The organism is Paenibacillus pseudetheri (assembly GCF_924513355.1).
Taxonomy (GTDB): domain Bacteria; phylum Bacillota; class Bacilli; order Paenibacillales; family Paenibacillaceae; genus Paenibacillus_AQ; species Paenibacillus_AQ pseudetheri.
This window is the reverse complement of sequence record NZ_CAKMAB010000010.1, coordinates 112,305-128,346: the sequence shown is the minus strand read 5'-3', so window position 1 is coordinate 128,346 and position 16,042 is coordinate 112,305. Positions and strand designations below refer to the sequence as shown.

11 protein-coding genes and 1 riboswitch are annotated in these 16,042 nt (G+C 41.8%); of the genes, 3 read left to right on the top strand and 8 right to left on the bottom strand.

Annotated features, from left to right (window positions below):
- The first annotated feature begins 52 nt into the window (after positions 1 to 52).
- On the top strand, positions 53 to 760 hold the full coding sequence (locus L1028_RS11960) for a glycosyltransferase family 2 protein (protein ID WP_234534016.1): 708 nt from the start codon (positions 53 to 55) through the stop codon (positions 758 to 760).
- Positions 757 to 1,473: a glycosyltransferase family 2 protein gene (locus tag L1028_RS11955; protein ID WP_234534014.1), complete on the top strand. Its 717-nt coding sequence runs from the start codon at positions 757 to 759 to the stop codon at positions 1,471 to 1,473. The genes L1028_RS11960 and L1028_RS11955 overlap by 4 nt, the downstream gene beginning before the upstream one ends.
- Before the next feature lie 502 nt (positions 1,474 to 1,975).
- On the opposite strand, the gene L1028_RS11950 is transcribed toward L1028_RS11955, so the two are convergent.
- The 7 genes from L1028_RS11950 to L1028_RS11920 form a co-directional block, all read right to left on the bottom strand.
- On the bottom strand, positions 1,976 to 4,237 hold the full coding sequence (locus tag L1028_RS11950; RefSeq protein ID WP_234534012.1) for a 5'-nucleotidase C-terminal domain-containing protein: 2,262 nt from the start codon (positions 4,235 to 4,237) through the stop codon (positions 1,976 to 1,978).
- A gap of 189 nt (positions 4,238 to 4,426) precedes the next feature.
- Positions 4,427 to 4,525: riboswitch (purine riboswitch) on the bottom strand.
- A 102-nt stretch (positions 4,526 to 4,627) separates the two neighbouring features.
- The gene (locus L1028_RS11945; protein ID WP_234534010.1) at positions 4,628 to 6,235 is read right to left on the bottom strand and encodes an S-layer homology domain-containing protein; all 1,608 of its coding nucleotides are present in this window, start codon (positions 6,233 to 6,235) and stop codon (positions 4,628 to 4,630) included.
- 205 nt (positions 6,236 to 6,440) lie between these two features.
- Positions 6,441 to 8,042: an ABC transporter permease gene (locus L1028_RS11940; protein ID WP_234534007.1), complete on the bottom strand. Its 1,602-nt coding sequence runs from the start codon at positions 8,040 to 8,042 to the stop codon at positions 6,441 to 6,443.
- Entirely contained in the window at positions 8,035 to 8,748 is a 714-nt protein-coding gene (locus L1028_RS11935; RefSeq protein ID WP_234534005.1) for an ABC transporter ATP-binding protein, read from the bottom strand. The genes L1028_RS11940 and L1028_RS11935 overlap by 8 nt, the downstream gene beginning before the upstream one ends.
- 202 nt (positions 8,749 to 8,950) lie before the next feature.
- Entirely contained in the window at positions 8,951 to 9,730 is a 780-nt protein-coding gene (locus L1028_RS11930; RefSeq protein WP_234534003.1) for a sporulation protein, read from the bottom strand.
- 161 nt (positions 9,731 to 9,891) lie between these two features.
- On the bottom strand, positions 9,892 to 11,631 hold the full coding sequence (locus L1028_RS11925) for an ABC transporter ATP-binding protein (protein WP_234534001.1): 1,740 nt from the start codon (positions 11,629 to 11,631) through the stop codon (positions 9,892 to 9,894).
- Positions 11,628 to 13,364, bottom strand: coding sequence for an ABC transporter ATP-binding protein (locus L1028_RS11920; RefSeq protein WP_234534125.1), 1,737 nt, complete (start codon positions 13,362 to 13,364; stop codon positions 11,628 to 11,630). The genes L1028_RS11925 and L1028_RS11920 overlap by 4 nt, the downstream gene beginning before the upstream one ends.
- 150 nt (positions 13,365 to 13,514) lie before the next feature.
- Here L1028_RS11920 and L1028_RS11915 point away from each other — a divergent pair, with 150 nt between their 5' ends.
- On the top strand, positions 13,515 to 14,384 hold the full coding sequence (locus tag L1028_RS11915) for a LysR family transcriptional regulator (RefSeq protein ID WP_234533999.1): 870 nt from the start codon (positions 13,515 to 13,517) through the stop codon (positions 14,382 to 14,384).
- 9 nt (positions 14,385 to 14,393) lie between these two features.
- Here the strand turns inward: L1028_RS11915 and metG are convergent, their stop codons facing one another.
- Positions 14,394 to 16,040, bottom strand: coding sequence for a methionine--tRNA ligase (gene metG, locus L1028_RS11910; protein WP_234533998.1), 1,647 nt, complete (start codon positions 16,038 to 16,040; stop codon positions 14,394 to 14,396).
- Between the last annotated feature and the right edge of the window lie 2 nt (positions 16,041 to 16,042).

Sequence of the window (16,042 nt, the reverse complement as noted above, 5' to 3'; positions counted from 1 at the left end):
CATATCGTATTATGAGACTTTTCCTAAAAAAAGCATCTGAGGGGTTGGTTAAATGAACGGTGTTTCCATTATTACCTGTACAAATCGTCAAAATTATTTAAACAACCTACTTCAAAATTACAGCAGACAACGATATACCCAAAAAGAACTCATCATTATTATCAATAACAATGCAATTCCACTTTCCCCCTACCAACACTTAGCTAAAAAACACAAAAACATAAAGATATTTCGTAAGCCAGAACATCAAACTCTGGGTTCATGCTTAAACTATGCCGTAACGAAATGCAAATATCATACCATCGCCAAATTCGATGACGACGATTATTATGCCCCTCATTATTTGACAGAAAGTATTCAAACATTAAATAGAAAACATGCTGATATTCTTGGAAAACGAGCTCATTATATGTATTTAAGTGGTTCAAAGACTTTGATCCTTCGTTTCGCGCATGACGAACATCGAATAGTTACCCATCTCCCAGGCGCTACACTCGTCTTCAAACGTAAAGTATTCGATCATGTGAAATTCCCTGATAAAAACGTGGGTGAGGATGATCTTTTTTGCAGCAGAAGTAGAAAGAAAGGTTACACGGTGTATTCTGGGAGTAAGAATAACTTCGTAGCTATACGAAGAAAGAACTCTTCTAAGCACACATGGATCATCAGCGACAGCACTCTAATAGCAAACCATAAGATCATCCATAAAATTAAAAATTACAAGACATTTGTTGGACGCAGTCCAAAGATCAAGTTATGAAATGGGCTCCAGATTCCACTAAATCTGCTGTATCTATTCTGACCTGTACAAAACGAGCTGACTGTTTAAATACACTATTTAATAACTATAAACGACAGAATTTCAATCCTAAAGAACTAATCGTGATCATAAATAATGATAGCTTGAAGATCAATGACTATATAACTGCTGCAAAAAAACATATGAATGTGCGGGTTTTTAAAGTGCCGGAACATCGTTCCCTCGGATTTTGTTTAAACTATGGTGTGCAATTAGCGAAGTATAGTTATATCGCTAAATTTGATGACGACGATTACTACGCTACTAACTATTTAACTGATAGTATGCAAATACTCCAGAAGACTAAAGCAGATATCGTTGGAAAACGGGCTCACTATATGTATTTGAATGATAAAAAGTTACTTCTGCTTCGTTACCTCAGTATGGAGAATAAATATGTAACCAATCTTCAAGGTGCGACCCTACTCATTAAACGCAAGGTGTTCGATCAGATTTCTTTTCCAAATCGGAACCGAGGGGAATGCGTCAAGTTCTGTTCTGATTGTGCTGCACATGGCTTTAAGCTTTACGCAGGAAACAGGTATAACTTCGCAGCAATTCGTAGGAAAAACTCCAAAGATCACACCTGGATCGTCAGCGACAAGAAGCTTTTATCCAAAAGTGTTAAAGTTATAAAAGTAAAAAACTTCAAAAAATACGTCTCTCGAAGCTGATTTAATCCTCAAAAAGCTAGAAGCTCCACTGAACACGAATTAGGATTCGGCTGAGAAAACTGTTCAGAAAATTTATGCCAAAATAGTCGTCCAACAAATTTATCAAGCTAAATCTCCAGTAACTTACTTGGGCAGGCCTATATAATACAACAGAGTCCTGATCATAAAGCCGTTGCACCAACGATGGCTTTTTTGATATATCTATCTGTTGCAACACTCCCAAAGAGTGTCAACAGAATAGTAGGAAGCAGCCCGAATTACGTAATGATTCCAATCCCCTTTTTAAAAAGTTCGGCACCAAGATATAAAAATGGGGCTTGCCATTGCTAAAACAATCATGGAGCGCCATGGAGGATCAATCGTAATCGATAACACGCTAGGTCAAAGCCGGCAGATGGCGTTGCGGTTCATCAAAGGAATCGACCGTAAATAAAAACCAGCAAGTCTCCGGTCAAAGGAGATTTGCTGGTTTTTTGGTTAAGATTGCACTTCACAGCTATGATTAAGGCAACATTTTTACATATTGTCCGTACACATAGGCTTCTTTTCCGTTAAAGTTAATCTTCACCCATCCATACTTATCGGTGCTTAGTACCTCCAAGACGGTATCCTTAGGCACTGCTGTATAAATTTTTGCAGTGGATGAGGCGTTAGCCCGTACATTCAAGAAATAAGCTGTAACTTTAGCTAGTCTCTCTGCTTTATCCGCAGGTTTTTGTACAGGTAGAACTTGCTCTGGTTTAGCCTGCTCTTCAACAACTGCAGGTTCACTAGGTTTAGGTTGTTCTTTAACTACTACATCCGATGAGGTTTTTCTCGCTTGATTCAGCTTTTGATAGAAATTACCTTTGGTTTTTACTTCAGAGAACAACGCTTGGTTTACATTCGCTTTTGTAGAGAGCGCAGCGATTTCTTCTTGCGTTACCGCATCTAGAATGTTAATGGAAGCTATATTGGAATATTTACCATCTCCCGTTGTTGGAACAGATAGAATACCATCATTGATTAACTCCACAACATCTGCACGTGCTGGTGCTGTCGTATCGACACCTGTCACTTTCCAATTATGATGGATTGTTGGTTCGTACACGCCTTTTTTTACATCTTTCAAATAAGCGATTGAGAGATTTCGAATGGTACCTTTATCTTCGCCATAGGCAGTAGCATCTTTAGAAGACCAGAGCTGCTTGAATATTCTTCCTTCCAGAGCGCCACCTTTAGCTTTCAGGGCTTCCATTCGGTAGGCGTTCATTCCAAGCTTCAGCGTATCGTCTGCTTTCACGGAAATCCCACTCGCATACTTCAGGTTCTTAATTCTGCTTCCATAAGGCTCGGATAAATCAACATCATAAGATACGCCACCAAAGAAATCATTGGTGCTGTATTTCGAGGCACGTCTCTTGGAATCGAAGCTGATGGTTACATCGCCTGGACGCGTCGAGTTGAAATAACCTACTGCCCATTCCATATAGTCTTTTAAATCTTTGCCTGTTACCTGGTACACCGTAACTTCACCAAGCGCGAATTGATAATTGTAAGCAATATCTTTTTTCTTAATCGGCCCAACGTCTAGTTTAGCCTTATCATTATCAATCTGGTGTGCGACGACATCGGCCTTGCTATAGTGAAGCATCACTTCGCTGAAGAAGTCCGATAACGGCGTCTCTTGGGTTTGAACAGCAGGAATGCCTTTCATTTCATTGGATGGGACAAGGTTTGTTCCCTTCAGTTCAGCGACAACGGTATTCGCGTCCGCACGTGCGAACTCGTGGAATGGCTGTAAAATGCCCTCTAGTCCAGCATCGGATTCCTCAAACGAACCGTCAGAGGATTTTACTGCCAGCGCCTTTGCTTGTTTGTCTTTCAGAACCACTTTATCGCCTTGCTTCGTGAACTTCAGGTCGATACGCGAAATATGTGATCCATATTTATTAGGTTCAGAAATGAGCACGCCGTTCACTGTTTTCGATTCAACTAGGGTGTGCATATGTCCAGCGAAAATAGCAGTCAGTTCGGGATTCGCATTCGCGATATCCGTTACACCTGTACCTGCTTTTCCATTCTCATTATCTAGTCCCATATGCATGAGACCAACAATAACATCCACCTTGCCTTTTAGCTCAGCGATAGCTTTTTTTGTTTCTTCTACAGGATCCTTCACGATAATTCCGTCTAAGTGGTCGGTTCCCTTTTCAAACTCAGTAATCATAGGTGTATTCATGCCGATAATGCCAACTTTGACCCCGGCCTTCTCAATAATGGTATAAGCCGGCATATACCGGTCACCATTTTCTTTGAATACGTTTCCAACTAAGGGTTGTCCCTTAAATTGCGAGGAGATTTTCTCTAACACATCAAGCCCAAAATTGAACTCGTGGTTTCCCATTACCCATGCGTCATAGTTCATCTCATTCATAGCTACCATCATAGGTGACTTCGGTTGATCATTAAACAACTCTGCAGAGTTATCTTGTATCATGTCTCCTGCATCGAGCAAAATCGTGTTCGGATTCTCTTCACGAACCTTTTTGACAATCGTGTACAGCTGAGTCAAGCTGCCCGTATTGTTCGGGCCGTCAAGCGCGTAATCCCAAGGCATAAACCTTCCATGGATATCCGACGTTCCGAGCAGTGTTATGGTTGTTTCCGGTTCTGCCTCTGCGGCTTGAACTTTGTTACTAGAGAGAGGCGTGATGAGGGCCGTCACGCATAACATGAATGTGAGCAACAGTCCGACATAACGCTTTGGAGCAAATTTCTGCATGCTGTTCATTCTCCTTTTATGTAAATTTTATATAAAGATAGCATCCATCAGCAAGTACCGACTGAATACTACCGTTATAAGACTAATCAGCATGTCAAATGAATGACCTTGGAACTCGGTTAAACTCGAACGATTTCGGCTGCGATTATAATAATTTTCACAAAAAAATTCCTAACTACGGAGAAAATACAAATCTTGTACTTTCTTCGTAATCAGGAATTTCGGTTCCTGGTAGAGACCTCCAAACCATATTATTGGAGTTATACGAAAATTATATTAAATTCATTAACGTTTTAAGGATAATTAAAAAAGTTGAGATTGTCAACATAGTGCCTAACACCGATAAATCGTTTTGTTTATTGTTATCCATCTGCCATCCAGTCTTTCTTTTTAAAAGGAATAATTGTAAAATTTCTCTGCATTACTTACGCTAGACCATATATCTGCGCTTTCCCCACCTATATACCAATAAGCGATTCCGGCTAGATTGCTCTTAACGCTTAAATCGTATTTTGTTATTAATGAACGGCCATCCTCAATCCAGATCGTGTGCTTTATGGACTGCTTCGAATAGTTGGCAACATATTGTCCTAAAGTCTCATTCCATACGGGTTTCATTCCATAGTTACTAATAATCTGATTTTGCTCCGGAAGCGAGATATACTTAGAAGTTGAAACCGTACCATTCGGGTTCAATGTCCAGTCACGATTATATAAAGGTAGTGCCAATATAACCTTATGACTAGGTACGACCTTTAGTACAGTATCCACTGCATGTTGATCAAAAGGAATAGAAGCATTGGGCCCTGGAAGCTTACTCCCATCATAATGTTCGTCATAACCCATCATCACCATATAGTTCACTTGCTTACCTAGTGCAGCGTAGTCAAAAGCATCTGTCCAATCTGTTCCAAGATCGGGAGAGACGTCTATTGACAGCATCGCGTTAAGAGCATACATTTTCTCAGCTAATAATGTAATGAACGAGGTCAAATACTCACGATCGTCAGGGGCTACATTTTCAAAATCAATGTTTAGTCCATCTAATCTATATTTGCTCACTAAAGCTACTAATTGATTTACTGCCGTATTCCTTGTGCCTGCACTCGACAACATTTGATGGGTCGCTTCTTGATCCGATCGATTGCCTACCATCGCCCATATTTTCTTATTATTCTTCTTTGCCCATGTGATCAGCGAAGCATCCGTTGAATCCGTTACTGTACCCGTTTTTCCTACATAATACCACCGTGGTGATAAGGTGTTAACGTTGGATTTCAGAACCGTATTCTCGTATTGTGCCGTAGTCTGCCCGTATTGCCAGCCTATAACGATTCGCTCCTCCGGCTCATCATCAAGTTCTGCTGCCCAACTCTCATTTTGCAGCACTCGGTCAATGAGGACGGCCGTTTCCTGTCTAGTTATAGGATCAGAGGGTCGGAAATTCTTGCTATTATCCCCCTTCATTAAACCTAGATTATTTACAGTAGCAACAGCTGATCTTGCCCAGCTAGCAATTTTATTTCGATCATTGAACGAGGTTTGAGCAGAAGTATGGTTTATTTGCTTTAAAGCTTTGGCCATCCATACAGCCGCTTCCTGCCTAGTAACTGCTTTCGCAGGGGCAAAGGTCGTTGCCGATGTGCCGTTAGCCAGCTCAAGCTGAACAGCTGCCTGTATCCAGCCGTAATACCAAGCTTTTTTAGCTACATCTGTATAAGGAGATACTGGACTGACTGCCGGATCAAGCTTTAGCAGACGGTCAAGAACCGTAATGAATTCCGCCCTAGTAATTGATTGAGTAGGTGAAAAGCTTGTCGCCGTTATGCCAGTTAATATGTTCCGGTGATACAAATCTATGATTTCATTTTTAGCATAACTAGTATCTATATCCTTAAAAGGTGCCTCATCATCAGCCGATATATGTTGAATAAATAATCCAGCTGCAAGCACTACTACAAGTATCGTAATTACAAATCTACCAAATCTATTGTTCACGAGATGATCCTCCTCGGATATAATCTTCGAATTATACCAAGGATAGAAGCTATAAACACTGCTAAAATATTGGTAGCATGCGATACTATACCACAAAATTCCAAAGCTAATGAAACTAGATACGTATCGTGGAATCCTGCTTAAGTGACAAAAAATAGGAGTACCCCAGTAGCCATTTTCTGACTGCGCGGGATACCCCTATGATTTAAAGAGCCCGAAATAAAAGCTCACCTTTGGATTGAATGTATCGATACATCGCACCACACACCACTAATATCAACAATCCAATACCTAACAAAATGAGATTACCATTCAGATCGGCTAGAAGAAGACTCAAACCGAAAAGGATCAGTAAACTTATAAACCCTATCAACATCGCCACTAAGACGGATGCGCTTTGTTTGACTACCGATACTTCATTTGTCCACTCCAGTTTAGGTAACTTCAAGTTAACGAGCACACCTATCATTGCAGTAAGACAAGCATATAAGACGGGAATAACCAGTAATAGCAAACTTTCCATCCATCCGGTATCTAGAGATATCATGAGGAGCACACTACTGACAACTACAATCGGCACGGTAATCGTGAGATTCACTGCGACTTTACTTAGCAATATCGTTAATGTCGGTACAGGTGCGCTTTTTAAAATCCAAATATTATTACCTTCGAGCGAAATAGAACTGGATGTCGTACAGCTTAAAGTTACAAAAACGGAAACAAACAGTGGAGCCAGTCGATTTAGATAATTTGAAAGCTCTGGTATCTCAACGAGTTGTCCTAGTTGCTCTGCACTAACGAACAGTAAGGCGATCGCCAATACAAGTAACATTACCATGCCTATACTCGTGTTAAGTACATAGATAGAAGAACTAAAATAGCGACGCAGCTCTTTTTTATACAATGTGTAAAGCGGTGAGGATACTGCAAGTGATTTCATTTGATATTTATTTTTTGAAAAAGAAGTCGTAAGACCTGTGTGGATCGCTTTATATTTGCTACCAAGCACGATGGTAAACAGCATAAAAGAAATCAGCGAAAACCCAATAAACAATACTAAGGAATCAAACTGAAACGAGCAAACCGCATTTACATACATAAGCGTCAAAGGATACAAGTTGTATATTTGATCAGCGATTTGAGCACTCATATCCGCAAGTAATTGTGGATTGTTACCATTTATTTGACCTGAACCAACAATTATAGCAATAATTACAACAAAAGTTAGGATGAGCGTTATTATACGACTTCCTTTAAATCTTGAGGAAACCCAGCTGATCAGAGCACCTATAATCGTTGCAGCTATGATCGGCACTAATGGAATAAATAACAGTGTAATCAAAAAATAAAAATAATATAGTACGCCGGGATTCACCTTGATAGCATAAACAATGCCTGCAGGTACCATCACCATCAAAGAGAAGAATAGGTCTAACACATAAAGCTGAGCCACCCGACTTGCTACAATATGACTCGTTTTGATTGGCAGCGACATTACGAGATCGTAGTCTTTGGAGCCAAATAATACACCACTTGCCTTATAGATCGTTGTAAAAAATCCGATTAAGCAAGTAACTGCCATCATTATCGCAAGCAGCAGCTCTGGCCGGCCAATTTGTTCAAGGGTCTCTGCTATCATATAACTATAACCAAATGAAACCACAGCCATCATGACAATTCCAATTAGGATCCCGATGCTCAGCCAAAGCATTTTTCGTCTTTCTTTCGCATCACGTGTGTGCAAAGCTTTATTTAACCCAAAGGAAGAGATCAGCTGAATCTTCGTCAATCTCCAGATATTAATCATGCTTAATCAACTCCAAAAATACATCTTCAAGGCTACTGTCACCCTTCACCTCTTCTGTTTTCCCATGAGTAATCAATTCTCCCGCTTTGATAATAGCAATCTTATTACAGAGCTTCTCGGCCACATCCAGTACATGCGTTGAAAAAAAGATCGCACTGCCCTGACTGCAAATCTCCGTCATGATTTTTTTGAGCGTGTGTGCCGCTTTTGGATCAAGTCCCACAAAGGGCTCATCCAGAACTAACAGCTTCGGTTTATGTATCAGTGCTGAGATGATCGCGAGCTTCTGCTTCATACCATGAGAATACGAGGAGATTAAATCCCCAAAATGAGATGTGATCTCAAATTCATCACCATACTTTTTAATCAATGACTCCCGATCCGCTTTCGATACACTAAAAAGATCACCAATAAAATTCAAGTATTGAATGCCGGTCAGATGATCGTATAGATCTGGATTATCCGGTATATACGCAGTAATCGCTTTGCAGGCTAAAGGATCTTTTTTGATGGAATGTCCACCTATTTCGATATCCCCCTCTTCAAAATCAAGAACACCTACTACTGCCCGAATCGTCGTTGTTTTCCCCGCGCCGTTATGACCGATAAAGCCATAAATATCGCCTTTCTCGACCACTAAGTTCAAGTCATTCACTGCCTTCTTACCGCCCTTATAGCTCTTGGTAAAATGCTTAATCGTCAACATCTTGGCACTCCCTCTCCGTTCGTATTCGTATTAGTAACTTCATCAGCAATCAATGCCTACCGTTTCATACGTTGTTAGGATAGTTTTACTATAGTACGTTTATCCTGTCCATTTAGTTCATTCCATCATTAAATAAATTTTTCTTTATAAAAACGAAAAAAGAGAGGGGTTCTCCCCTCTTATATAATCCTATTCCATTTGTTTATACGTATTTATGGATCGTTGCGAGCAGTTGATCAGCTACATAGTCAACTCCGTAAGCAAGTTGAGTGTGATCAAAGCGTATTTTCACAAAGCTCTCATCTGTATCAAGCGCATCGGCGAACAAACCAGCTAAACCACGTGCCTTGCGATCAATCTGTAAGAGCAATTCAATGCCATCCTCATTTGGAAAAAAAACGATTTCTAATTCGTCTAGTTGATTTCGGAACTGTGAGGGGGGAACGAATTCAAATTCTTGAACAAAATCCAAGCCATTGATCCTGCCATAACGCGGTGAATATTCACAAGTCACTTCACGAATACGGAATCCGAGCTGATTCATCGCATCCATAATAACAGCACAATATGGATGAGGGCCTACTTGAAGATAATCCTGATCCTTCGGATCAATTGCCTCTTTAATATCAAGTCCGGTCTGTATCCAAACCGGCGATCTGCCTAACGTCACTGGCGTTATCGCTGGAAGCTGGAATGAGACGGGAAATTCATAGACCTGCTCCGCCACTACTTTAAATTTACTCGCTAACAGGAATTTTGATACCGTCGCTTCCACTTCCATTTTCTTATCGTTCAGCTCTTTCAAATAACGCGTCTTAACGAATGCGTAGACGTCATCGACCTCCTGATCCACTCGGCCACCTTGAATTCGGACGGTACCACTGATCGTATCACCTGCGTTCACAAAATCTTGATGGAGCATGAGATCTACTTTAGCCGCTCCAATTCCAGCACTCGCAAGCATTCGTTTAAACATTGACATTGTAATGAATTCCCTCCCTAATATTGCATATTTAAGGATACGAAGTGAACCCCCTGAGGTTTCATTATTAGGTCAGAAATTCCATGCTATTGACAACAAAAAAAAGAAGTACTCACCCCTAAAACTCGGTTTGAATACTTCTGATTTAATAATCACAAAGTCTACGCTGAGGCGAACTGACTGTTATATAATCTGGCGTAATATCCACCACTGGCTAGGAGTTGATCATGCGTACCACTCTCCACAATGTCACCATCCTTCATGAAAAGAATGAGATCCGACTCCCGAATCGTTGACAATCGATGGGCAATCACAAAGCTGGTCCGACCAGCGATCATAGTCAGAAAAGCTTTCTGAATCCGTACCTCAGTTAATGTATCAATACTGCTTGTAGCTTCGTCTAAAATGAGCATAGGTGGATCTACAAGCATTACTCGTGCAATGGTAAGTAGCTGCTTCTGTCCTTGGGAGAGATTATCCCCTGAGCCACTGATCTTCGTATCATACCCTTCAGGCAGACGTTTGATGAAGCTATAAGCATTAGCAGCTTTAGCAGCAGCGATGACTTCTTCCTCTGTAGCCCCTGGTTTTCCGTAAGCAATATTATCTCTGATCGTGCCCCCAAAGAGCCAAGTATCCTGCAGCACCATCCCAAAATTACGTCGCAGACTGTCACGCGTAATGGTCTTAATATCCACACCATCAATCTTGATGGACCCACGGTCCACATCGTAGAAACGCATGAGCAGGTTTACCAGCGTAGTCTTCCCCGCTCCAGTCTGACCTACAATTGCAACTCGGGTACCTGGCTTCACTTCTAAACTGAAATCGTTAATCAAGGGACGTTCTGGATTATAAGCAAACGATACTTTTTCGAAGGTAATGGTTCCTTGACTTGTACTCATGATTAAGGCGTCCTTAGAATCAGCGGGTTCTGGCGTTAGATCAAGAATAGCGAAAATCCGCTGCGCAGAGGCAGTTGCTGATTGAAGCTGTGTAATCACACCTGTTATTTCATTAAAAGGCTTAGCGAACAAGTTGGAGAAGATCAAGAAACTGGACAGATCCCCTACCGTGAAATGTCCCCGAATTACCATAACACTACCGATCATAGCTATAACTGAGAACGTAACGTTATTTACCAGACGTGTTGTCGGATTGGATAAGGAGCCATAAAATTGTGACTTCACACCGGTCTGATATAACGTCTCGTTTTGCTCTTCAAACTGAGACATTGCACGTTCTTCATAATGATAAGCGGTAACTACTTTTTGTCCACCGATCATTTCCTCCACATAGCCATTGAGACCACCGAGAATCTTGGCCTGTTCCTTAAACATCTTCTGGGAGCGCATCGTAATAAATCTGGCCACAAAAAAGGTGGCGGGTGCTGACAGAAGAACTACTAAGGTCATCAGAGGACTGATGTACAACATAAGCACAATTGCCCCAACAATGGTGATGATCCCTGTAAGCAGTGTGGAGAAGCCTTGCAGCAGTCCATCAGAGACGGCATCCATATCGTTAACAAACCGGCTGATACTGTCTCCTTGCGGGTGGTTGTCGTGAAATTTTAAAGGCAAAACATTTAACTTATCAAAAAGCTCCCGCCGTAAGTCATATACAGTCCGGTAGGCGATTCGATTCGTCAGATAGGTAAGGAGCCATCCGAAAAAGCTGCCGACAATATATACCGCTGCCAGTATCAAAAGCAGTCTAAGTACGGCGTCAAAATCCACCTCTCCCGGTCCGATCATAAAATCAATGGCTTTACCGATAAGCAGCGGCCCGATTAGACTGGCGATCACACTGAGTAATGCGCATATAACTGCCCAAATAGCTATTTTTCTATAATGTCCTGTATATACAATTAGTCTTTTCCAAATGTTGTTTTTGTTCATTGGCCCGACTCCTCACTCGATAGCTGGGACAGGCAGATTTCTTTGTACACTTCACAACCACGCATCAGTTCCTCATGGGTTCCGACACCGGCGATCCGCCCATCCTCAAATACCATAATTTTATCCGCTTGCCTTACAGTGCTCACTCTCTGCGAGACAACGAGTACGGTCATTTGCTGGCTGCTCTCTTTGAGCGCTTTACGTAGAGAAGCATCAGTAGCGAAATCCAGCGCACTGGAGGAGTCATCCAGAATTAGAATCGACGGCTTACCTACCACTGCACGAGCTATGGTCAAGCGCTGCTTTTGCCCCCCGGATAAATTAAGTCCACCACGTGATACCTGCGTATTCAATCCTTCAGGCAATTTACGAATAAACTCTTCCGCTTGAGCAACTGAAGCGGCTTGCATGATTTCTTCTTCGGTTGCATCTTCCTTGCCCCAACGAATATTCTCAGCGATTGTTCCTGTAAACAACACTGCTTTTTGCGGCACAATCCCTATTTTCTCACGAAGCTGATGCAGCTTATAATCGCTAACATTCACTCCATCCACTTTAACTTCACCTTGCACTGCATCATAAAAACGTGGAATCAGGTTCACAAAAGTAGATTTACCAGAACCCGTACTGCCAATCAGTCCCACAGTTTCTCCGCGGTTAATGACTACCGAAATATCCTCTAATGCCGATTCACCTGTTGTATTATAACCAAACGATACATGATCGAATGATATGGCAGGAGCGGTATGATCAGGTTCAGTCATCACAACATTCCCGTCCTCGGACACGGATGCTTTGACACTCAGCACTTCATTCACACGATTGGCAGAGGATGAGGCTTTTGTAAAAATAATGACCAAGTTGGAGACCACTATAAGCGCAAGCAAGATTTGAGTAACGTAATTGATAAAAGCAATGATCTCACCTTGAGACAATCGCCCTCCATCAATATGAATTCCACCTACCCATAAAATTGCTATGATCGCCGCGTTTACTACAAGTGTCGTCATAGGTCCAAGTAAAGCAGAAATCCGCGAGACCCGGATCGCTGTAGTCGTTAAATCCTCAGATGAGGCATCAAAACGTTCTTTTTCCGTACGTCTCTTCGCAAAAGCACGAATGACTCGAATCCCCAACAAATTCTCACTTAGAACGAGCGCAAGGGCATCCAGCTTCTGCTGATATTTTCGATACAAAGGCGCACTTCTAGTGATAATAAAATATAAAATAATGCCAAAAATCGGCGTTGCCGCTATTAGAATCAACGATAATCTAAAATCCAAAATCATGGACATTATGATCGCCCCGATGCAGATAAACGGCGCACGAATAACCAGGCGAATCAGCATGGCAACAGCAATCTGCAGCTGATTTACGTCATTAGTAATCCGGTTAATCAGCGTAGGCGTACCGAACGTATCCAGCTCAGCGTACGATAAAGATGTAATATGTTTGAACATTTTATTACGAAGCGTCGTGCCGAATCCCTGAGATGCTCGTGCTGCATAGTATTGGCACACCATGGAGCAACCGAAGCCAAGCATAGACATCAGCACCATCATGCCACCCATACGGTATACATAAGCACTGTCATGATTCCCAACCCCGTTATTGATGATTAACGCGACAATGGTAGGCAAAATCAGCTCCAGAATCGCTTCCATCAGCTTGAAGATTGGACCGATGATGGCTTCTTTTTTGTACGGTTTTAAATAGACTGCAATTTTAAACAACATCATCCACACCCAACATAAGAAGTATTTAAGCACTTGAAATATGTATAATAACAGTTATGATTATGGCATATCTACTCACATATTAATAATATTGGATTCGTATCGCTCCCATACGATTAACATATCTCAAGTTTGGAGGATTCTTTTATGGATATTAGACAACTTAAATATTTTATGGCTATCGCTGAGGAAGGGCAGATTACTTCTGCGGCCAGAAAGCTGCAAATGGCCCAGCCTCCGCTCAGTCAGCAGCTTAAGCTGATGGAGGAAGAACTAGGTGTCAAACTTGTAGAACGAGGTCCCCGTAGTGTGCAGCTTACCGAAGCAGGAGCCATTTTGCGTGACCGGGCTCAACAAATTCTGGAGCTGGCTGATTCCACTGCCCGAGAGCTCAATGATTTTGTCAAAGGCTTAAAAGGAACTCTCGCCATTGGCACTGTGTCTTCCTCAGGAGCGACTTTGCTCCAAGATCGACTATGTGAGTTCCACAAAACGTATCAAGGCGTTAAATTTGAAATCCATGAAGGGAATACCTTCAGAATCATCGACCTTTTGAACAAGGGCATTGTGGAGATTGGCATTGTCCGGACACCCTTTAATGCTACAAATTTAGAATGTCTTTACACACAAGCTGAGCCTATGATTGCCGTAATGACTCCAGAGTACGACTGGAAAACAGATAAAAACTTCGTTGAGATCGGTGAGTTAAAAGATAAGCCGCTCATTATCTACCGCCGTTTTGAGCAGCTTATCCGGGAAACCTGTCTTGAGAATGGTTTTGATCCACTGATTTTCTGCATGAATGATGATGCGCGAACAACACTACTCTGGGCTAATGCTGGTCTCGGCATCGGAATTATCCCCAAATCCGCTTTCGAATTAACGAGCAATCGTAATTTGATCTATAAAGAAATCAGTAGTGAATCGCTTCGTACGCGGGTCGCCGCCGTCTGGATCAAGGATAAATACTTATCATCATTAGCTTCCAAGTTTATTGAAAGCTTTAAGAATGGTTAAGAACCATCGCTATTTATTCACTTGTTGTTGAACGAGTCTACCCTCTTCTTCTTTAATACGACTAATATCAATTCGTTCAAACAACAATTGTAAATCAGTTACCTGTAGATTAGGGGGAACTGAGCAGGGTTGCCAATTCGGTAGTTCAAGCGATAGGAACCCTCTTATCTTCTCGCAAGAAAAGGGTAGAAACGGATGCAGCAAATTTGCCAGATTAGCGATAATCTGCACGCAAGTAAATATTGTAGAATCACAGGCTTCCCGATCCTCTTTTACCTGAATCCAAGGTTTTTGCCGATCAAAATACTGATTTGCCTTACGTACATAAGAAAAAATATACTCCAGCGCATCCTTCAAATCTCCCGCTTCAATTAGGCGCCCTGACTCCAGATACAAGAGGTCAATATTGTCGCTCCACCCCTTATCTAACTTTCCACTTGGCACGATCCCTTCATAAAACTTCTCTACAAAAGCCAATGAGCGATTCACAAAGTTACCAAATGCTCCAAGCAGCTCACCATTATGACTATAAATAAACTCTCTCCAGGAAAAATCCGTATCCCGCTTCTCAGGCCCGTTGGCAATTAAGAAATAACGAATAGAGTCAGGATGATACCGCTCTAAAATATCAGGTACCCAGACCGCCCAATTTCGGCTAGTGGAGAACTTCTGCCCTTCAAGGGTTAAATATTCGCTAGATATAATCCTGTCCGGTAAATGCAGACCTCCTGCTCCTAATAACACAACCGGCCATATTAAGGTGTGAAATGGAATATTGTCTTTACCATGCACATAATAAGCGGTAATCTCCTCTTGTCCCTCTGACCAAAAATCCTCCCAGCTTCCTCCGGACTGTGAAGCCCACTGCTTGCTGGCTGATAAATAACCACTTACCGCCTCAATCCAGACATAAATCTTCTTTTCTTCAAATCCAGCTACAGGAACATCTACGCCCCAAGATAAGTCTCTGGTTACTGCCCGATCCTGAAGCTCCTCCTTCAAATATCGTTTGGTCAGTTTTACTGCATTTTCTCTCCAGTGTACTGCTTCGTCTACATAATCCGTTAATTCAGATTGAAATTTAGATAAACTAAGATAATAATGTTCTGTCGGCCGTTCGGTTGGCGTATTCCCACATAATTTGCAGACTCTATCTAACAAATCGGCAGGATCTAGAATCGTAGAACAATAATCACATTGATCCCCTCGTGCCCGCTGGCCACATACCGGACAAGTCCCTTCCACATATCTGTCTGGCAAAAATCGCTGATCCACCTCACAGTAACATTGCGAAATGGTTTTTTTATATAAATGACCATTCTCTAGTAGCTTCGCAAATAGCTCTTGCACGACCTTATGATGCTGCTGTTGATCCGTTCGGGTATATAGATCATAACTAAATCCCATCTGTTCAAAACACTTCAGAAACTCCTCATGATACCTGCTTGCAAAAGCTCCGGGCGAGATTCCTTCATTCGCAGCCTGAACCGCCACTGGTGTGCCATGGCAATCACTGCCCGACACATATAATACGTTATCTCCTTTGGAGCGAAAATAACGTGCCAGCACATCCCCAGGCAACACACTTGATAATCTCCCAAGATGTAAAGATCCATTCGCATACGGCCAAGCACCACCAATAAACACATTACTCATTA